Raw genomic sequence first — 20,893 nt, forward strand, 5'->3', positions numbered from 1 at the left:
CTTTGCCCTATAGCTTTTATCTCTATGCTTCGATCGCTTAGTATTTCCAACTACGCACTTATTGACCAATTAAACATGCAGCCCAGCCAGGGATTGAGCATGATTACCGGTGAAACTGGAGCAGGTAAATCCATTATGCTTGGGGCAGTAGGCTTGCTTTTGGGTAATCGGGCTGATACTAAAGCCCTTCTCCATGAAGAGAAAAAATGCGTGGTTGAGGGAATCTTTGAGGTGAAAGAATACGGATTGAAAGGATTTTTTGAAGAAAATGAACTGGACTACGAAGATATCTGCATCATCCGAAGAGAAATCAGTCCCGGCGGAAAATCCCGCTCTTTTGTAAATGATACCCCAGTTTTACTGGATACTTTAAAAGCATTGGGTGCTCAGTTGATGGACGTCCATTCTCAGCACGATACCTTGTTATTAGGAGAAGGTGCTTATCAACTGAATTTGGTGGATGCTTTTTCCCAATCTTACCCAGAAGTGCAAGCCTACCATTCCGCCTTTCAATCCTTTAAAAAGGCAAAAAAGAACTTCCAAGAGCTCAAGCAAAGAGCCCTTGAATTGCAAAAGGAGGCTGATTTCAATCAGTTCCTCTTGGATGAGTTGAGTGGCTTGACTTTGGTAGCTGGGGAGCAAAGCGAGTTGGAATCCAACCAGGAAGTCTTGGAAAATGCTGAGGAGATCAAGTTGAAAATCAATGAGATTTTAGCGCTTTTTCAAGATGATCAATTTGGTGCTATCCAAGGTTTGGGTCAAATCCAACAGGGATTACAAGGGCTAGAGCGGCTAGCTCATAAATTTTCTCCATTGCGAGAGCGATTTCAATCCGTCTTCATCGAATTGAAAGACATCATGGATTCACTTGGAGATGAAGAGAGCAAAGTGGAGGTAGACTTTGGCAAGCTGGATGAAATACGGGACCGACTAAGTAAAATTTATCAGCTTCAGAAAAAGCATGGTGTAGGGACCGTGGAGGAGTTGATGGAAATTGAATCTCAACTGGCGGATAAAGTTTTTAAGTTTCAAAATTTGGATGAAAGCTTGGCGAATGCGGAAAATGCTTTTCAAAAAGCCGAAAAAGAAATGCTGGAAGTCGGAGATGTTCTGAGCAAAAAAAGGCGAGCCTGCTTTACTGAATTTGAAAAAGCTCTGGAATCCCTTCTTGCTGGTTTGGGTATGGAGAATGCCAGAGTGAAGTTTGAACGAAAGGAAATTTCTCCTTCGCCTAACGGACTGGATGAGGTGGAAATCCTTTTTTCCGCAAATAAAGGTTCTCAACCCCAGCCTTTGAAAAAGGTGGCTTCTGGAGGGGAATTTTCCAGATTGCTTTTTGCGATTAAGTATTTAATGGCAGATAAGATGGCTCTTCCTACTTTGATTTTTGACGAAATTGATACGGGGATTTCCGGAGAAGTTGCCCTTCAGATGGTGCGGATGATGAAGGAAATTGCTAGGAAGCATCAGGTTATTTGCATTACTCATTTACCTCAAGTTGCTGCAAAAGGAGAGCTTCATTACTTTGTTTACAAGGATAATTCTTCCGAAAAAACGATCAGTAAAATCAAATTATTGAATGAAAAAGAGCGGGTTGAGGAGCTTTCCAAAATGATTGCCGGAGCAAATCCTTCCGCCTCGGCTGTGGAAAGTGCCAAAGAGCTCCTCGCCAATTGACCGGGTACTGACGAATTTTCTCTATTTTTACCCGAGTTTTTGAAATCAATCCAATAGCTATATGCCAGAAAATTTGCTTAAAGGAAAAGTAGGGATCATCACCGGAGCACTAGACGAGAATTCAATTGCCTGGAAAACCGCCCTAAAAGTTAAAGAACAGGGAGGTCGATTCGTACTGACCAATGCTCCAATCGCGATGAGGATGGGGGCAATCAATGAATTAGCCCAAGAATGTAATACAATAGTGGTACCTGCTGATGCTACTTCAGTAGAAGACATCGAAAAGCTTTATGCTGAAGCAAAAGAGTTTCTTGGTGGAAATTTTGACTTCCTACTTCATTCAATCGGCATGTCTCCAAACATCAGAAAAGGAAGATCATACGGAGATCTGAATTACGATTGGGCGATGAAATCCTACGATGTTTCTGCCATTTCTTTCCACAAAATGATGCACGTAGCCGAAAAAATGGATGCCATGAACGAGTGGGGATCTATTGTAGGCCTGTCTTACATTGCCGCTCAGCGAGTATATCCATTCTACACTGATATGGCTGATGCCAAAGCTCTTTTGGAGAGCATTGCAAGAGGCTATGGCTATCGCTACGGAAAGCTGAAAAAAGTGAGGGTAAACACCATTTCTCAGTCTCCGACCAAAACCACAGCAGGCACTGGCATCGGAGGGTTTGATTCCTTCTTCAACTTTGCTGAGGCCATGTCTCCATTAGGAAATGCATCTGCAGATGCATGTGCTGATTACATTGTGACCATGTTCTCTGATTTGACACGAATGGTTACCATGCAGAACTTATTCCATGATGGAGGTTATTCCTTCACAGGGATTTCAGAAGAAATGATGGATCAATTCAAAGATCTTTAATTCAAAATCATCTAAAGGCCCGCCCCGAAAATCTCGTGGGCGGGCTTTTTCTTTTTCGGCCATCCCATTCCAGTTTTTTGATTAGGCAATTTGGCTTAACTTATCCTACCAAAGAAACCACCAAGCTTATGTTGAAGAAATTAGCGTTTACCTTTTTTGCCTTTGCAGTTTTTATTGCTCAGGCAATTTCACAAATCACACCTGCCCCCGACAGAGCAGAAGGGGATGGACCCTATGACCGCCTGATTATTCGGGGAGTAACCTTGATTGATGGAACTGGTGCACCTCCGATCGGTCCAGTGGATATCGTAGTAGAAAAGAATAAAATCGCCCTAATCCAAGTTGTGGGCTATCCTGGACTTCCTATAAATGAGAATAGAAGACCAAAAGCAGATGAAAAAACAAAGGTATTGGAAATGCAAGGTCATTATCTTCTGCCCGGGTTTATTGATATGCATGCGCACATAGGAGGAACCGGACAGGGCACTCCAGCGGAATATGTATTTAAACTTTGGATGGGACATGGTGTAACTACTATCAGGGACCCTTCAGCTGGGAATGGTTTGGCTTGGGTTTTAGACCAAAAGAAGAGATCATTAGCTAATCAGATTACCGCGCCAAGAATTCTCGCTTATACCTCTTTTGGTCAAGGTTCTGAAAAGCCAATCACCACCGCTGAACAAGCAAAGGCTTGGGTCAATGAGAATAAAGCAAAAGGAGCCGATGGAATCAAGTTTTTTGGTGCTAATCCAGAAGTCATGCAGGCCGCTATTTCTGAGAATAAGCGAATTGGTCTGCGTTCTGCCATGCATCACCAGCAGTTGGATGTGGCGCGTTGGAATGTGCTCAATTCAGCTCAGGCAGGGTTGACCTCAATGGAGCATTGGTATGGATTACCTGAGGCATTGTTTCAGGATAGAACCATCCAAGATTTCAGATTGGATTACAATTACCAAAATGAGCAACACCGTTTTGGGGAGGCTGGAAAGCTTTGGAAGCAAGCTGCACCTCCGTTTTCCGAGCATTGGAATAATGTAATGAATGAGTTGCTGGAGCTTGATTTTACGCTTTCTCCAACCTTTAACATCTACGAGGCCAATAGAGATCTGATGCGGGCCAGAACTCAGGAATGGCATCAAGTTTATACCCTGCCGTCACTTTGGAGATTCTATGCTCCTAGTCGCCAATCTCACGGTTCCTATTGGTTCGACTGGACGACAGAAGAGGAAGTGCAGTGGAAAGAAAATTATCGCTTGTGGATGACTTTTGTGAATGAATACAAAAACAGAGGAGGAAAAGTCGTTGCTGGTTCTGATTCAGGGTTTATTTACCAGCTTTACGGCTTTGCCTATATCCGTGAGCTTGAACTTTTGAGAGAGGCAGGTTTCCATCCTTTAGAGGTAATCCGTGCGGCGACCTTGACCGGAGCTCAGGCTTTAGGAATGGAAAAGGAAATTGGATCTGTGGAAGTAGGCAAGTTGGCTGATTTTGTGATATTGGATGAAAATCCCCTTCAAAATCTAAAAGTACTCTATGGCACAGGCTCCATCCGAATTGACGAAAACAATAAGCCTATTCGTGTGGGAGGCGTGAAATATACCGTCAAGGACGGAATCGTCTATGATGCCAAGAAGCTTTTGGAAGACGTAAGAAAAATGGTTGATGAACAAAAGGTAAAGGAAAACACCAAATTGACTCAGCCAGGATTGGATTGGTAAATTGACCAAAACTTAACCAATGGAAAGAGAATGGAGAGCTTTAATCTTCATTCTCATTTTCTTTTTATCTTATGCCATTATCCCATGAACCCGAATTAACCATGCCTACTATAGAAGTAAATGGAGTAAAACTTTTTTATGAGGACAAAGGTCAAGGTGAGGAAACACTCGTTTTTTCTCACGGCCTTCTTTGGAGTCATAAGATGTTTGCAGATCAGGTGGAAGTTCTTTCCAAGAATTATCGCGTGATAGCCTATGATCACCGCGGTCAAGGCCAAAGTGAAGTCAAAGGTCCATTTGATATGGATACCGTTGCTGCCGATGCAGCTGCTTTGATTGAGAAGCTGGAATTGGGAAAAGTGCATTTTGCGGGGCTTTCGATGGGAGGTTTTGTGGGAATGAGATTGGCAGCAAGAAGACCAGATCTGGTAAAATCTCTTATCCTGTTGGAAACTTCCGCTAATGCCGAACCGGTAGAGAATTTACCCAAATACAAAACACTCAATGGGATTGTCAAATGGCTAGGTGTGATTCTTCCTGTAGCCAATAAAGTTATGCCCATCATGTTTGCTCAATCCTGGTTGACTGATTCCGCTAATTCTTCCAAGATTAAACTGTGGAAAAAGGAATTGATGGGGAATAAGAAGCCCATCACAGGCCCTGTTGAAGGAGTGATTTATCGAAAAGGAGTAGAGGATGAATTGGCTAATATCACATGCCCTACAATGATCTTGGTGGGTGATGAGGACGTGGCTACTAAACCCGAAAAGGCCAAATTCATTCAGATGGGAATTTCAAATTCAGTTCTCCATGTGATTCCCGGCGCAGGGCACAGCAGCTGTATTGAAAAACCAGATATGGTAAATCAGCAGATCTTGGATTGGCTCAAAGAGAAAAAATAAAAGCCCCGAAGGGCTTTTTTAGTTTGATTGGAATACTCTGACAAAGTCAACGATCATGTGTTGTGGATAGGTGCTTGTCGCATCTGGAGATCCAGGCCAATTTCCGCCTACAGCCACATTGAAAATAAAGAAGAAGTTTCTTCTAAATTCATCCAGCTGAGCTGGTTGAGTGTCAATTACATGGTATTGTTTGTTGTCCACTAGCCATCTTATGGATTGTGCATCCCAGACGATTGAAAACACATGGAATTCATCGGAGAAAGTGCCTGAAGACAACTTATAATTTCCACCGAATTCTGCCCTCGATCCGTCATGTTCCCAATGTACGGTTCCATGAACCGTATTTTCTCTTCCTTGTCCTCCCACCATTTCCATGATGTCAATTTCTCCACAAGCAGGCCATCCAACTGTTGAGAAATTAGACCCAAGCATCCAAAGAGCTGGCCAAATTCCTTGGCCTTTTGGTAGAACAGCCCTGATATCTATTCTTCCGTAGCGGAACTGCTTCTTGTCTTTTGTGATAATTCTGGATGAAGTGTATTCCTTTCCACCAAAGGATTCCTTTTTGGCAGTAATGATCAAATTCCCTTGTTGAAGAGTGGTGTTCTGAGGTCTATAATATTGCAACTCATTATTTCCCCATCCATTTTGACCATTTCCTACCTCATGAGTCCAGTTTGCTTCATTTAAGGCATTTCCATCAAAATTGTCTTCCCAAACCAAAGTCATACCATCATAAGAGGTAGGAGTATTAAAGCCTGTGGTTGGAATGGTGATAGTCGATCCTTGGCCTGAGTCTGGAGTTCCATCCTCATCTGATACACAGCAACTAAGACTTAGACAGGTAGCTATAAACAAAAAGTTCATTCTATTTTTCATAGTAGTTAAGATTATGGGTAAAAAAACTCCTGATTGAAGCCTCAATCAGGAGTTAAAATCAAATCGATTATTCTGAAATCAACTTAAATGTCCACCATACTCCGGTGCCAGCCTCGATTTGTAGAGTCATTTTTTTCTTGCCTCCATCCTCTGTCAAACTAACTACCTGATAGGTTACGTCGTTTGGTACAGCTGTATTTGGTAATTCCCCTGCATTCACTGCTTTTGGCAATGCTACGTGAGCACCTTTACCAACCAGTTTAAGAGATGTTCCTGTAAACTGATAAGTGAAGCTTCCAACTCCATCATGAGGCGCCTTAGGAGTTCCACATCCTTCGGCGGCACCTTGCCATGTTTCCAACCAAGTAGATCCACCCATATCCAAAGAGAAAGATCCGTCAGCTCCAAAAGTGTAAACATCGTCAAAGAAACAAGCTCTTGTAGTCACGTCTGCAGTAGAGTTGAAATACCATTCTCTACTTCCAGCAGTTGGACCAACAGCCAAAGCAGCTTCAACTGGTTCCATTTTCCACTTTCCTACAATCGAAGCAGGAGCCGGGGCAGCACCAGAAATCAATTTGAAATCCCACCAAACGCCATTGCCTGCTTGGATTCTCAAGGTCATTCTTCTAGTGTTACCTGTCTTAGTTTGTTCTACAATAGTGTAAGCGATTTGGTTTGCTACTGCAGCACCATTGGAGATTTCGCCTGCATTGTTCACTTTAGCCAAACCAACGTGTGCGCCTCTTCCGATTAGCGTCAAAGTGGTAGTGGTATAGGTGTAAGTAAATGAACCAACACCATCGAAAGGAGCCTTTGGAGCGCCACAGCCATCTGCTGCTACACCTTGCCATTGTTCAAGCCAAGTTTGGCTACCCATGTCGATTTTAAATGTACCGTCAGCATTGAACGTATATTTATCATCAAAGAAACATGCTCTTGCAGCTACATCGCCAGCAGAGTTTTGGTACCATTCACTGCTTCCTGGAGCAGGGCCTACTTTCATAGCTCCAGCAATTGGTTCCATAGACCAAACACCAGAAATGTCAAATGCTGGCTTTGCGGAAGCGACAGTGAATGATAGGTTTTCTGTACCTTCGTTTCCGTTGCTGTCAGTTGCCTTGATATCTAGATTATATTGGCCAGGCTCGAATCCTCCTGCGATTACAAGATTTATAGTCTGAGATTCTCCTGATAATTCTTGTGAGCCTGATTTTACAGTAGCTCCACCTTTTGTCACTGCATAAGAAAAATTATCAAGTGTACTGATTGTTCCGTTGTCTACTCCATCTGAAAGAGTAACGTCAATTTTAAAATCTTCACCTTCTGTCAATCCGCTCAAAACTGAACTTAAAGTAATTTTGGGTGCGGTATCAACAATTGGAAAATCTGTATATCCATTGTCGCAGGACCAAATGAAGGCCAGCATGGATAGTAAAGCTGAGAAATTGATAACCTTTTGTTTCATGACTTTTTTTTATTCGAATCTCATTGAGTTTACTCAATAAGTCAAATCTGCAATACCTACAATATTTCATCAGTCTCTAAAATACAATACATCAAAAATTCATCATTTCAATCAAAAAAGTTGTTTCAGGACTTCTAATTCAACATTTTTATCAAAAAACAAATTCTCAATAATTGCAGTTCTATTTCACAAGCATGAAGGTGTGTTTTGAGAGGTATAAGAAGAAATTGTGGCTTAGATGGTTTTATATAATCATCTATATTTTTTGGATTGCCCCAATTCAAGCTCAAAACAATGAAGTGATTTATGGTCATCCCTTTATTACAAACTATAGTGCAGCCTCCTACAAAGCCGGAATCCAAAACTGGGACATCATACAAGGAAGCAATGGACGAATTTTCGTCGCAAATAATTTAGGCCTTTTAGAATTTGATGGAAATTCCTGGAAAAGATTCGGGCTCAACAACACCAAAGTAAGGTCTGCATTTTGGGGAGAAGACGGAAAAATTTATGTGGGTAGCCAAGCTGATTTTGGCTTTCTTTCACCGAATGAAAAAGGTGAGCTAGAGTATAATTCTCTAGCGGATAGTTTGCCGGAAGGTTTGAAGGATTTTGATGAAACTTGGAAGGTTTACAGTGTTGGGAAGAAGATTTTTTATTGCACATTCAAAAGAATATATGTGTATGAGGATGGAAAAACAAGTACCATTGATGCTGATGAACGACTTGATATTTCATTTTTAGTAGAAAATCAGATTTATACCCAAATTCAAGGAAAAGGCCTTTATTTCGCCAATGAGGATGGTTTTGAGATAATTCAAAACGGCGATTTTTTTAAGGATAAACGAATTTCAAATATTCTAAGCTTCGGAAAAGGACAATGGTTAATCACCACATTTTCCCACGGCGTATATATCTATGATGGTTCAATCCGACCATTTGAATTAGATGATAGTTTTTGGAAGAATGATTTTTTGATCAATTATTCCACTCGACTGAAAAATGGAAACCTTGCCTTGGCAACGCAGAATGCCGGACTTTTTGTATTGGATAATTCAGGCAGATTAGTCATTCATCTGGATAAAGAATCTGGTTTGATGGATTTGACTATCAATTATGTTTTCGAAGATGCACAGCAAGGCTTATGGCTAGCGATGAACAATGGAGTAGCCAGAGTAGACTTAAATTCCCCATTTTCTTCAATTGATGATAGAATGGGGCTTTTGGGTTCTGGTTATGCTGCCTTGAAAACCGACCAAGGGGTCTACCTCGGAACCAATAATGGGCTTTTCTTATGGAAGAATGGCAAGGTTAAGTTTGTGGAAGGTACAGCTGGTCAGGTATATTCCATCCAGAATATTTATGGAAAGTTGATCTTAGGCCACCACAATGGGACTTTTTTGGTGGAGGATTTACGAGCCAAACAAATTTCTACAGAACAAGGAGCCTGGCTTTTTAAGAAATATCCAAGCAAATCTAATTTCTTAATTCAAGGAAATTATACAGGATTAAGTCTTTTTGAATGGAAAGACAATACCCTTCAGTTTATTCAAAAAATAAAGGGATTTGATGAATCCTCCAGAGTCATGGAATTTGATGGGAATACCCTTTGGATTGCGCACGGGTACAAAGGCGTATTCAAAATTAAGTTTAATGATGACTTGACTGAGGTAGTAGAAAGTAAGGTCTATGACAGTAGACAAGGTTTCCCGACCAATGTGCTGATCAATGTATACAAGATTGCTAACCAACTTATTTTTACTGCAAATGGTGGATTTTATGGCTATGACCCGTCCACAGATTCATTTAAGCCACTGGCTGAGTACAATGATCTTTTTAGATATGGGACGGTGATGGCGGATTTGGAGCCAGATGATTTGGGAAACATCTATTTCATAGAGCAAACCAAATTGGGGGTGATTCAGCCGCAGCCTAACCATCAATTGAAACTTCATTATGCCCCTTTTAACAAAATCAAGAGCCTTTGGAATGATGATTTGGCCAATATAATTGCATTGGACAACCAAAACATCCTCATTGGCGGGAAGGAAGGTTTTATTCACTATAATCCGCAAAAGGACATTCCTCAAGAAAATGTTACACCGGTGATTTTTAGGGAAATTTCCAATCAAGGAGTAGAAAATCAAATGATTTTTTCTGGTCATACCTCCAGTGGAGAAATGCCATCATCCCTGATAAATCGAGAATTCTCTTTTGCCCAGAATTCATTTTCATTCGATTTTGTCACACCCCATTTCGAGAGTGGATCCGAGATTTTATATCAATACCTTCTTGAAAATTACGATGAAGACTGGTCGGATTGGACTTATGATACCAGGAAAGAGTATACCAACCTGAGAGAAGGTAATTATGTGTTCAAAGTCCGAGCAAAGACAATCTTCGATGAAATAACCCCTACAGCCGAATTCGCATTTATAATCCGTCCCCCTTTCTACAGGACTTTTTGGGCTTATGGAATTCTAAGTATCGGTGTCATTTGTGTTCTTTTCTTGGGATTTAGATGGCTTGATAAAAAACATAAGTCTGAAACCCAAGAATTGGAACAAGAAAAAAACAAAGCCCTTTTGAGAAAGGATTCGGAGATTGAATCACTTACTCAAAAGTCTGAAAAAGAAATCATGAAGCTAAGAAACTCCAAGCTTCAAGCTGAAGTAGATTTTAAGAATCAGGAATTGACTTCATCAGCTATGCATTTGATTCAGAAAAATCAATTGTTGAACACAGTCAAAAACTCTCTTAAGAATCTGGTAAAAGATGAAAAGTCCAGTCCGTTGAATACCCAACTCAACAGATTGATCAAACAAATAGACAAAGATTTGGAAGGAGGAGAAGAGTGGACTCAATTCGCTGAAAATTTTGATCAGGTTCACGGAAATTTCATTACCCGTCTTAAGGAGAAATATCCTGATTTAACTCCACAGGAAATAAAGTTTAGTGCTTACATCCGAATGAATCTGAATACCAAAGAGATTGCAAACCTTTTGGGAATTTCGGTTAGAGGAGTGGAAATAGGAAGATATAGGGTTAGGAAAAAATTGGGACTTACTAGACAAGATAACCTTAGCGATTTCCTTTTGAGATTCTAAAGATCATTTTTTGACTAATCTGCTATTCCTTTAAAGCATTCTAAAAGCTTTCATTTCAATAAAATCTAATTTTTTTTTTGGATGAGTGAAACCTTTTCCTACATTTGCATGTATATACATTAAATTCAATTGTAAATAAAATGGGAAAAATAGAAGAAGCCATACAGCAGAAAGAATTTAAAGATCCTTTCAACAAGGCTGTGGTGAATTTGATGTTTACCCATAGTTACTTGGTGACAGCTCAGAATTCTTTATTCAAACCCCATGATCTTTCTCCGGAACAATATAATGTCCTGAGGATCCTAAGAGGGCAAAATGGAGAACCCACTACAGTTTCTTCTATTCAGGATCGAATGCTAAATAAAATGTCAAATGCTTCTCGATTGGTCGAAAAGCTGAAGCAAAAAGGCCTAGTCAAAAGAGAAGAATGTCCAAGCGACAGACGACAAGTAGATATAGTGATCACTGAAAAAGGAATGGATTTATTGAAAACTCTGGAAAAGCAGGTTGAAAATTCCAATTCCCATATTATCCAGTTATCTCCAGAAGAAGCGGTTCAACTGAATGACCTTCTGGATAAGCTCAGAGGCTAAAAAAATTTAAACTATTGCGTGTATATACAGTTAAATTCACAACACATAAAACAAATCGTTAAACTTTAATCAATACAATTATGAACACTACCAAATGGTCTATTGACCCAACCCACTCAGAAGTATCTTTCAAAGTAAAGCACCTAGTAATTTCTACCGTTACAGGTTATTTTAGAAAATTCGAAGGAGCTGCAGAATCTACCAGCGAAGATTTCGACGGTGCTGCAGTATCTTTTTCTGCGAACATCGACAGCATCGATACCAACCAGTCTGATAGAGATGCGCATTTGAAATCTGCCGATTTCTTTGATGCTGCAAATCATCCTAAATTGTTTTTCTCTGGAAAACTTGCCAATAATGGCGGGGAGTACAAATTGATCGGAGAATTGGAAATCAGAGGTAACAAGAAGCAGGTCGAATTGGACGTGGATTTCGGTGGAGTAGTAGCTGATCCTTATGGGCAGACCAAAGCTGGATTTGAAATCGAAGGAAAAATCTCCAGAAAAGAATTCGGTTTGACTTGGTCAGCAGTAACTGAAGCCGGAAGCGTAGTAGTAAGCGATCAAGTAAGACTTCACCTAAGCGCTCAGCTAGTGAAGCAGCATGTAGAAGAAACAGCTGAAGTAACAGCCTAATTTATAGAAGCTGCCTTCGGGCAGCTTTTTTTTAACCCAAAAGAAAGGAAACCCCATGAAACCATTAATCACAGGCATCCACCACATTACAGCGATTGCCGGAGATCCTCAGAAAAACATCGATTTCTATACCGGAATCCTTGGGCTAAGATTGGTCAAAAAGACGATCAACTTCGACGCTCCCGATGTTTACCATTTTTACTTCGGAGATGAGCTGGGAAGGCCTGGGACTGTTTTTACCACTTTTCCATTTAAAGGAGCTAGAAAAGGAACCAAAGGAACTGGCGAGTTGACCTATACGGCCTTCTCAATTGGCAAAGACTCTTTAGAATTTTGGATTGAAAGGTTGAAAAAGTATGGGATTGTTGTTTCTGATATTCTTTCCCGCTTTGGGGATAAGCTGATCCGATTTGAGGATCATGATGGGATGGGAATTGAATTGGTGGCCAATGATCAGGATGAGCGTCCGGGTTGGACCTATGGGCCAATTCCTGCTGAGCATTCTATCCGCGGTTTTTTTGGTGCAACTCTATATCTCCGATCAAAAGAGCTAACTGAAAATTTGCTCACAAGGCACATGGATTACAGGTTCATTGCCCAAGAAGGAGACCGTTTCAGATTTGGAACCGAAGGAAAAGCCGGTGATATCGTGGATATTTTGGTGGATCCGAATGGAAATAGAGGAATGCAAAGTGCCGGAACTGTTCACCACATTGCTTTCCGTACAGCCAATACCACCACACAATTGCAAATTCAGGAAATCCTCTACCAAAACGGCTATCAAGTCACTGAGGTAAAAGACCGAAATTACTTTAAGTCCATTTATTTCAGAGAGCCAGGGGGAGTTTTGTTTGAGATTGCGACAGATGAACCTGGTTTTGCCATTGACGAGGATGAAGCGCATTTGGGAGAATTACTAAAACTTCCTGAATGGGCAGAGCCAAGTCGAAAGCGAATTGAAGAGGCCTTGATTCCTGTGATGCTGAACCCTGAAAAATATGACTGAAATGAGGTATAAGGGATTGCCTTTAAACAAAGCCAAGAAGGCTATCATTCTGATTCATGGTCGGGGGGCTACCGCTGAAAGTATTTTAAGCCTTAGTTCATACTTGAATTTGACCGACTATGCAATTATTGCCCCTCAGGCAAACGGAAACTCCTGGTATCCGTTTGGTTTTATGGCATCCGACGAAGGCAACAAAGTTGCATTGGAGTCTTCTTTAGGATTGATTGAACAGGCGTTCTCTGAAATTTTGAAAGCAGGAATTCAAGCAGATCAAATTATGCTGATGGGGTTTTCTCAAGGTGCATGTTTAAGTCTTGAATTTGCTGCAAGAAATGCTCAAAAGTTGGGAGGTGTTGTTGCTTTTACTGGAGGATTGATCGGGGAAAAACTGAACCTAGGCAATTATTCAGGAGATTTTCAGCATACTCCGATTTTTATCGGTAGCAGCAACAGGGATTTTCACGTTCCTGCTAAAAGAATAAACGAATCTGCAGAATTGCTTCAAGGCATGGGTGCAGAGGTAACGGTAAAACTATTTGATGATCCGGATCACACGATTCGGGCTGAAGAAATAAACTGGGTAAACCAAAAATTTTTCATCTGAAATGAATTCATTTTTCAATGATCAGATGGAATCTAGCAAGTGAAATCCCTAAAAACATACGGTACCCCGGTACCTTAATCGGTTTCTTGTAAGGTCTATTTAGTTTAAAAAATCCCCGGTTAGTAGCCGGGGTATTTTTTTAATAAGAATAGGAGATAGTTGAACCTTTCTCCGGATCCAGCTCTATTTGAGCAAACACTCCGATTTCCTGTTGCAATTCTTCGACATGGCTAATAATTCCCACCACTCGGTTTTCGTGGCGTAATGATTTCAGGGTTTCAAATACCACTCGCAATGCATTTCTATCCAAGGCTCCGAAGCCCTCGTCCAGGAAGAAGAAACTTTGATCAGCTTGATTCAGGGCCTTTACTTTTTCAGCCAAGGCCAAAGCCAAACAAAGGGAAGCCTGGAAGGTCTGTCCACCTGAAAGTGTTTTGAGCAATCTCCTTCGCCCTCCATTCAGGTAATCCACTACCCAAAATGTATTTTCCCCATCAATTTCCAGGCTTAGGCTGTTTTTGGTCAGCTTCATGAATCGGATATTGGCGGTGTTGCAAAGTTCCCTCAGGTATATCGAACTCACATACTTGACAAATCCCTTGCCTTGGAATAGGCGCTCCAGCTCCTTCAGCCCGTTTTCCCGATTTTCCACCAAGTCAAAAAGTTTGCTGATTTCTAGCTTCTGCTCGAGTTGCTGGGCAATTTGATTTAGATGATCCTGAAGCAAAACGAATTGGTTTTGAAGGTCAATGGCTAGACTTTTTGCTTGTTCAAGTTCGGCTTGGACTACTTGAAAAGCCTCCTCGGAATAGGAAAGCACTTTTTCATCTTTACTAAGTTCCTCAATCCTGCTTTTGGTGAGGTGGTATTTTTGGTCGAAAGTTCTCAATTCTGCTTCGACCTTGTCCTCTTCCAGGGAATGATGAAAGAGGTGCTGCAGGGTCTCATTGTCCTTAAAGCCAAATTGGGTTTTCAGAACCTCCAACTGATCAGAATTTTCCTGAACCTTCTTTTGATTGGCAAGGACCAAATTGGAATAGTTTTCTAAATCGGCCAAGTTTTTAGTCTGGGCGGTTCTTTTGTCTAGAAGGTGCTTTTGCTTGCCTGAAAGCAAGGCCACCGCATCTTTGATATCTTGGGTAACCTTCGCAATGGTTGAATTGATGTCTTCTGTTGACTTGGAAAAATAGGGTTTGCAGAAGGTTGGGTCCTTGATTTCTTCCCGTTTGCTTTGAATGAGCGCTTTAAAGGAAGAGATTGAATTTTCCCATTTTTGGAGTCCCTTGGTCGCATCCTCGACTTCCAGTCTGAGATTATTCCAATTCTTTCGTTTGGCTTGAATGGATTGAGAGAGCTCTTCCCGTTGATTTCCTGCTCGACCGAGTTCCTGAATTTTTATTTCCAACTGATCCAGATCAGTAATTCCCAATTCCTTCCATTTGGACTGGATTTCCTGCAATTGTTTTTCCAGTTCACCAATTTCTTTGGCTTTCTCCCGAATATTCCTTCGGTGATTTTCGAGATTGGCTTCTTCTACTTTCAGATTGGAAATATGAGCCAGAATCCGTTCCAGCTCGTCTTTTTCCTGCTGAATGAGCAATTCCTTTTTTCGGATTTCCTTTTCATCCTCCTCTTTTTGTAAAGGCGAAGGATGATCTTTGGAGCCGCAAAGGGGACAGGGTTCCCCATTGACTAAGAGATGTACATGGGTTCCCAAACCCTGCTTTCTAAGGAGATTTTCTCGCTCTTGATCCAGATTCTGGATCTTGGATTTTTGGTCCTTGGCCCAGGATTCCAGATCAGTAAAAGGCGCTGGAATTCTGGCAAGCGTATTCGCTATAGTTTCGGATACGACTTTTTCTTCTCGGATGAAGGTTTGGTGGATTTGTTCTAGTTCTTTTTTTCGGGAGGAAGAGTTTTTCCAGTTTTCCCGCATGGTCTGAAAGGAAGCCAATTGCTCGGTATTGGGAATTGGGAGCTTTTCCAATTGAATTTCCAATTGTTCCAAGTCCTGCTCCTGTGCTTTTAAGGCCGATTTTTTCTTTTCCAATTCCGGTTTGAGCGCTTCCAGATTTTGGTTGGCAGAGTTGAGTTTTCCCTCCAATTCCTGAATTTCCATCACCTTTTGCAAATCCCGAATTCGAGCCTCACGAATAGGTCTTTCCTCATTTTTTGCCTGGAGCTTTCGTTCTTCCTCCTCCAGCTCGGAAACTTCCTTAGCATACACCTCCTTGAATCTCTCGCAGTCAACTTTGCAAACCAGATATTTTTCTAGGTCTTTTTGTGCATCCTGAAGTCGATCCCACACGGGTTTGAGATGAGTTTTTGCGGTAAGAAACTCTTTTAAATCTTTCCTCTTTTGCTCGATTTCAGGCTTTCTGCTCTCCAAATCTCGAAGGGTGGATTTATGCTCCTGAAGTTGGAGAAATGAATTTTTGATTTGTTCCAAAACTTTGAAGCTGGCCTCGGATTTCTCCAACTTGGCCTTGGCCTCGGAGACTTGGGTTTTGAGGGCTTTTTCGGCTTCTTGTTTTTGGGTTAAAAGTTCAAGGGAAATTTCCTCCAAACCTTTTAATTGAGTTTCCAGACGGATTTTTTCTTCACGGGTGGCTTTTAGCAGAGACCCTGTTTTTTGGGAAAGATCAAATCGGTCCAGGCCAAAAAGCAACATCATCATCTCAGCACGATCAGAAGGCTTTTGGTCAATAAACTCCCGGAATTTTCCCTGGGGAATGATCACCGTTTGCTTGAAGTGCTCTTTGCTCATGCCGAGAATATCGCTGGCACTTTCCTCGATTGCTTCCCAGTCTGTACCTTTTTTACGGTAGAATACGTGTTCCCCGAGTTCGATTTTCTCCCGGTCTTTTTTATTCCGTTTGGCAAAATACCTAGCCAGGTAAAGATTGGAATTGTTTTTCCCAGCTTGGAAAGTAAAGAGAATCAGCACCTGATCACTTTGAAGGTTGAGCATGCTGGCCCGCTCGCCTCGGTCAGAAAGGCGCTCCGTACTTCCATACAAAGCCAAAAGTATGGCTTCCAGAATGGATGACTTACCACTTCCCACCGCCCCAAAAATTCCAAAAAGACCGGCAGCAGTGAGTTTATCAAACTCGATGGTTTGTTTTTCCCGATAGGAGTAAAGGCCTTCGATTTCCAGTCGTACAGGGATCATGAGGGGTCGTTTTGGCTGATGATTTCTTTGAAAAGTCCGAGCAGTTGTGGATTGGGCTCCTGCCCTTTTTCACTTTGGTAGTAGAGTTTAAACAGGCTTTCCATGTCCTTGTCCAAGTCATCCACATGCAGTGAAAATGATTCCTGCCCAGCTTGCTGCTTCAGTTGAGGAATTAGATTGACGACGCCGTCGTGGGCCTTTAGTATGGCTTTTCGGGTTGCCGCATCTATGGAGGATTCGGTCTCAAAAGTGATCTCGACAAAGCAATAAGGGTTTTCCGCCAACCAAGCTAAGGTGTCAGAAAGCTTGTCAAACTTCACCCGGAATAGCGGTCGGCCTTGTTTGAGTCCAATGGCTCGGTAGGCTACTTTATTTTCAGGTTGAGCCTCGATCAGCACCAACTTTTTCTCCTGATCTGCTTCGGAAAAGGAATAGGCAAGGGGTGAACTAGAATAGACAATCGGACAAGACTCCTGACTCACTGCATGGTAGCGGTGGAGGTGGCCCAAGGCTGCATATTGGATTTGAGAAGGGATATTCTGGGTAAAAAGGGCCTTCGTTCCACCCACATGAAGGATGGGACGTTCGGATTCAGGCTCGGCCTCTGGCTTTTCACCTTCTTTCATAAAGAAGAAGTGGCCAACAAATAAATTGACTCCAGAAGTATCGCAATACCGAAGCGCTAAGTCCTGCCATTTTCCAGCCAGCAAATTCCGGAATTCTGCCTCCCTGTTTTCCTCTCCCAAATAGGTCCGCAGGCTGACCTCATTGGCATAAGGAGCCAAAATAATCCGTACCGGAAAGTCGAACTGGGGTAGTTTCAGTTCTATAAATCCGCTTTCTGAATTCCGAATTTCCACTCCCGAGTCCAGCTTTCCGCAAGGGATTATACTATCGTATCGGCTGTAAAAAAGAATTCCCAACTCCCGGGCTAAAGGATCCGGCGCCTCGACAAACTGGGTGCTATCATGATTTCCGGAAATGGCGATGATGGGTCTGGTACCGTTTTTAGAAAGGCGGCGTAGTGTTTTATAAAGCAATTCCACCGCCTCGTGAGCAGGGTTGAAGCTGTCAAAAATATCTCCTGCGAGCAAAACCAAATCAACCTGCTCTTGATCTGCGATCAGGCAGATTTCGTCAAGTACAAGTTTTTGCTCTTCCAGTCTGGAGAATTCTTGAAGCCGTTTGCCGAGGTGCCAGTCGGCTGTATGGAGGATTTTTAGCATTTTTTTGTCGATAGTCCATGGTCGATAGTCCATGGAGGTATAAAATCAATTCATTATTTCTAATCTGCCTATCGAAGAAAAAGAAGTTGGCGACTAAACCATATCTACTAAGATAAGGTAAGGTTGAACTTGCTACAAGCAAAGACCGGCTTTGGACAGGAATTGGCATTTTTATTGGTAAAAAGGGCGGAAAGCGTATTTTCGGTGGTGAAATTTTCAATCCTAGTATTCTTCTTCTTTTGCTTGATGTGCCAAGAGGCTTACGCTAAAGGGGATTCCTTGTTGATCCAGGAAGGCATAGCAAGTTTTTATGGGAAGAAATTCCATGGAAAGAAGACGGCAAGTGGGGAGATTTTTTACCTGGATAGCCTGACTGCCGCACATAAGCGTCTTCCATTAGGGACTTGGGTGAGGGTAATCAATCAAAAAAATGGCTTATCGGTTGTGGTACGTATTAATGATCGGCTTCCCCCATATTCCAAAAGACAGATTGACATCAGCAGAGCAGCGGCGGAGCGGATCGAGATGGTTCAGGATGGCTTGGCGAAAGTTAGAATCGAGGCGCTTGATTTGGATGAATTAGACCGGCTAGTGGAATATTATTCAGATAAAGAGCATTCCGGATTGCGGATCAGACCTTTCCATCGGGTAGTCCCAATTTCCAAAAGAGAACTTGACCTGAGTTTGAAAAAGGTAAAGCTTGAAAGGAATAACTTTTTACTTCTATAAGATTTTTTGAAAGGCCAAATATGATCCCAAACACGCTTTTGTCTTTTCCAAGGGACTTTGGATTCCGTATGCGCCCGAACTGATGGAAAAGGAAGCGGTCTCTGGCGATGTATTTTCTTTGGAGTAGTAAGCTATTTAGCTGATCTATTGATTGTTAGATTTACTAACTAAAAAATTTATCCTTGAAAATCAATCGTTTAACTAAATGTATTCAACTATTTTCAAACTATACTTGTATTTTTAACAGGGGGGGGTAAATTTTCAACGAAAGATCAAGGTCGGCGCCGTAGTCTGGATTTTTTAGGGAATTTTTGCCTCGCCCTGCATGGTGTGAATGGAGGTTGATTAATTTTATATAATATGAAATCAATTATTAAAGCTTCATTTCTTTTAATGGTTCTGGGTTCAGTAAACTTTGTTAAAGCTGATTGTACTTTAACATCATCGCAAGGTACAGACGGAAGATGTTTTCTTCGTGATGGTGAATATGTATGTTTAGAAAGATCAGAGGATACAACTTGTTTTGTTTCTTCTGAAACAGGACCTGGTCAGGTTGGATGATCATTTCCATGTAATTTTTTTGAGGGGGGTGTACCCCCCCCCACCCTCTCTTCCCTTAATTTATTATTGAAAAAATGAAATCATTATATTTATTTATTTTAGCTTCGGGATTATTAATGTCTTGTAAAAATGAAAATGTTGAATCAGATTACTTTAAAGGAAATAGAGTTTCACTAATTAAGAATGATTCAATTTTTTTTGAACTTGATAGTATTTCAACTTCTAGGAATTCTTCATCTCAAATTATTAAGGTTGAAGATGACTATTATTTTTCATTTTTAAATAAAAAGAACAATTCAATATACTTTTATGATTTATCTTCCTCCGATTTAAAAAAGCAGATTATTTTAGATGTGAATGGAAAAGATGCAATTGGTAAACTGTCAAATTATTATTGGCTTAATAAGGACTCAATATTTCTTTATTCCTATGGAAGTGCAAAATTTACAATTATTGATTCAGAGGGTTTTGTTAAAAAAAGTTACCATATTGAAAATGGAATAAGCGCTGTAAGACCTGAAATAGATAGTTCAAGACCACTATTTCGATTTGGGAACAAAATTGGATTTAATTGTTGGGGTTCAGAGAAAGAGTATTACAATAATTCATATTTTAATGAAAATGCATTTATGTTTTTTGATTTGGAAAATGAAGAAAAGGATTATAGGATATCATATCCTGATGTATACAAGGGCGCGATTTGGGGTGTTCAATTTTTTCAATTTTACCATGAATATAATAAAATAGACAGTTTGTTGGTTTTAAGTTTTCCTATTGACAATGATTTAACTATTTATGATCTAAAAAACAACCAACTTAGAAGAGTTTCATCGGAGGTTGGAAGAAGAATAAATGTTGAACCCCTATCTTATAAGGCTGGAAAAATTAATCCTGATATAATCAATGAGGTTAAGCATCAAATGAGACAAGATTATTACTCTTTTATTAAATTTGATTCGACTAATAATATTTATATTAGGGTTTTAAATAAAAAATTTAAAGATAATTATATCGATTCTTTCTCTGGTTTAACTTCAGTGTTTGGGGAGTATTCTTTAGTATTTCTGGATAGAGATTTTAATTTTATAGATAGTATTGATTTACCAAATAATCAATACTTCTTAACATCTCTTTTCTTTATCGATGGTAAACTTTACTTAGAAAAAATTCAAAATTATGATGAAGATCTACTTGTTTTCGATGTTTTTGATTTTAGTGGGTTGCAGTAATCCAAGGAATATTGATTTAAATAAGGTTGAAGATTTTTCAAAAAATGAACCTAAAATTTTTATTCCAAATGCCGGTTGTCCCGGATGTATTAGTTTAGCAGAAGAATTTTTATTGAAAAACAAGGGCTCTAACTGTGTTTCCTTTATTTTAGTTAATGTATTGTCTGAAAAACAACTCAAAATAAAATTAGGTTATGATGTATTAGATCATTTTAATATTAAAGTTCAACATGGAGAAATTTTTGATGACTATGGTGTTTCAGGGTTTTATCCCTTTATAGTTTATTCTTCAGGAGAAGTTGATGAAATAAGTTCTGTAAATGAATCTTCTTTAGACAAATTAGAGGAGTATTTAAAAAACAATTGTTCTCTCTAGAGTATTTTTAAAATTCTATATATTTGGAATTTTAGGTGGAGATATATTTTATTTGAGGAAATAATTTTATTGATAAATTATTAACTTATATTGAAATATACTAAAGTGCAGTATTTGTTTTTTTTAGACCTATG

Annotated in this window: 17 protein-coding genes; 13 read left to right on the top strand and 4 right to left on the bottom strand. The window is 40.4% G+C overall.

The window, feature by feature from the left end; translation table 11 throughout:
- The first annotated feature begins 24 nt into the window (after positions 1 to 24).
- The 4 genes from recN (at position 25) to DFQ04_RS16585 (ending at position 5,174) form a co-directional block, all read left to right on the top strand.
- On the top strand, positions 25 to 1,677 hold the full coding sequence (recN, locus tag DFQ04_RS16570; protein ID WP_133557912.1) for a DNA repair protein RecN: 1,653 nt from the start codon (positions 25 to 27) through the stop codon (positions 1,675 to 1,677).
- Between the two features lie 61 nt (positions 1,678 to 1,738).
- Positions 1,739 to 2,554 (top strand): enoyl-ACP reductase FabI, encoded by an 816-nt coding sequence (locus DFQ04_RS16575; RefSeq protein ID WP_133557914.1) that lies wholly within the window; start codon positions 1,739 to 1,741, stop codon positions 2,552 to 2,554.
- A gap of 128 nt (positions 2,555 to 2,682) precedes the next feature.
- On the top strand, positions 2,683 to 4,272 hold the full coding sequence (locus DFQ04_RS16580) for an amidohydrolase family protein (protein WP_133557916.1): 1,590 nt from the start codon (positions 2,683 to 2,685) through the stop codon (positions 4,270 to 4,272).
- Between the two features lie 101 nt (positions 4,273 to 4,373).
- Positions 4,374 to 5,174, top strand: a complete 801-nt coding sequence (locus DFQ04_RS16585; protein ID WP_133557918.1) for an alpha/beta fold hydrolase — start codon at positions 4,374 to 4,376, stop codon at positions 5,172 to 5,174.
- 18 nt (positions 5,175 to 5,192) lie between these two features.
- Here the strand turns inward: DFQ04_RS16585 and DFQ04_RS16590 are convergent, their stop codons facing one another.
- Positions 5,193 to 6,053 (bottom strand): glycoside hydrolase family 16 protein, encoded by an 861-nt coding sequence (locus DFQ04_RS16590; protein WP_133557920.1) that lies wholly within the window; start codon positions 6,051 to 6,053, stop codon positions 5,193 to 5,195.
- A 67-nt stretch (positions 6,054 to 6,120) separates the two neighbouring features.
- A complete protein-coding gene (locus DFQ04_RS16595) occupies positions 6,121 to 7,521 on the bottom strand; it encodes a hypothetical protein (protein ID WP_133557922.1) in 1,401 nt (466 codons plus the stop codon).
- A 173-nt stretch (positions 7,522 to 7,694) separates the two neighbouring features.
- Between DFQ04_RS16595 and DFQ04_RS16600 the strand changes: the two genes are divergently transcribed.
- From DFQ04_RS16600 to DFQ04_RS16620, 5 genes are all read left to right on the top strand, one after another.
- Entirely contained in the window at positions 7,695 to 10,628 is a 2,934-nt protein-coding gene (locus DFQ04_RS16600; protein WP_133557924.1) for a triple tyrosine motif-containing protein, read from the top strand.
- 140 nt (positions 10,629 to 10,768) lie between these two features.
- Positions 10,769 to 11,221 (top strand): MarR family winged helix-turn-helix transcriptional regulator, encoded by a 453-nt coding sequence (locus tag DFQ04_RS16605; protein WP_133557926.1) that lies wholly within the window; start codon positions 10,769 to 10,771, stop codon positions 11,219 to 11,221.
- Positions 11,222 to 11,301: 80 nt separating this feature from the next.
- On the top strand, positions 11,302 to 11,856 hold the full coding sequence (locus tag DFQ04_RS16610; RefSeq protein WP_208110546.1) for a YceI family protein: 555 nt from the start codon (positions 11,302 to 11,304) through the stop codon (positions 11,854 to 11,856).
- A gap of 55 nt (positions 11,857 to 11,911) precedes the next feature.
- On the top strand, positions 11,912 to 12,862 hold the full coding sequence (locus DFQ04_RS16615) for a ring-cleaving dioxygenase (RefSeq protein ID WP_133557930.1): 951 nt from the start codon (positions 11,912 to 11,914) through the stop codon (positions 12,860 to 12,862).
- 1 nt (position 12,863) lies between these two features.
- Positions 12,864 to 13,466 (top strand): alpha/beta hydrolase, encoded by a 603-nt coding sequence (locus DFQ04_RS16620; RefSeq protein ID WP_317129607.1) that lies wholly within the window; start codon positions 12,864 to 12,866, stop codon positions 13,464 to 13,466.
- 139 nt (positions 13,467 to 13,605) lie between these two features.
- On the opposite strand, the gene DFQ04_RS16625 is transcribed toward DFQ04_RS16620, so the two are convergent.
- On the bottom strand, positions 13,606 to 16,638 hold the full coding sequence (locus tag DFQ04_RS16625) for an SbcC/MukB-like Walker B domain-containing protein (RefSeq protein WP_133557934.1): 3,033 nt from the start codon (positions 16,636 to 16,638) through the stop codon (positions 13,606 to 13,608).
- Positions 16,635 to 17,864, bottom strand: a complete 1,230-nt coding sequence (locus tag DFQ04_RS16630) for a metallophosphoesterase family protein (protein WP_133557978.1) — start codon at positions 17,862 to 17,864, stop codon at positions 16,635 to 16,637. Before DFQ04_RS16630 ends, DFQ04_RS16625 begins: the two co-directional genes overlap by 4 nt.
- Before the next feature lie 123 nt (positions 17,865 to 17,987).
- Here DFQ04_RS16630 and DFQ04_RS16635 point away from each other — a divergent pair, with 123 nt between their 5' ends.
- From DFQ04_RS16635 to DFQ04_RS16650, 4 genes are all read left to right on the top strand, one after another.
- Positions 17,988 to 18,593: a septal ring lytic transglycosylase RlpA family protein gene (locus DFQ04_RS16635; RefSeq protein WP_208110547.1), complete on the top strand. Its 606-nt coding sequence runs from the start codon at positions 17,988 to 17,990 to the stop codon at positions 18,591 to 18,593.
- Between the two features lie 360 nt (positions 18,594 to 18,953).
- Positions 18,954 to 19,154, top strand: coding sequence for a hypothetical protein (locus tag DFQ04_RS16640; RefSeq protein ID WP_133557935.1), 201 nt, complete (start codon positions 18,954 to 18,956; stop codon positions 19,152 to 19,154).
- A gap of 74 nt (positions 19,155 to 19,228) precedes the next feature.
- Positions 19,229 to 20,383 (top strand): DUF4221 family protein, encoded by a 1,155-nt coding sequence (locus tag DFQ04_RS16645; RefSeq protein ID WP_133557937.1) that lies wholly within the window; start codon positions 19,229 to 19,231, stop codon positions 20,381 to 20,383.
- Positions 20,355 to 20,759, top strand: a complete 405-nt coding sequence (locus tag DFQ04_RS16650) for a hypothetical protein (RefSeq protein WP_133557939.1) — start codon at positions 20,355 to 20,357, stop codon at positions 20,757 to 20,759. The genes DFQ04_RS16645 and DFQ04_RS16650 overlap by 29 nt, the downstream gene beginning before the upstream one ends.
- The last annotated feature ends 134 nt before the right edge of the window (positions 20,760 to 20,893 follow it).

This window comes from Algoriphagus boseongensis (assembly GCF_004362805.1).
Lineage (GTDB): Bacteria > Bacteroidota > Bacteroidia > Cytophagales > Cyclobacteriaceae > Algoriphagus > Algoriphagus boseongensis.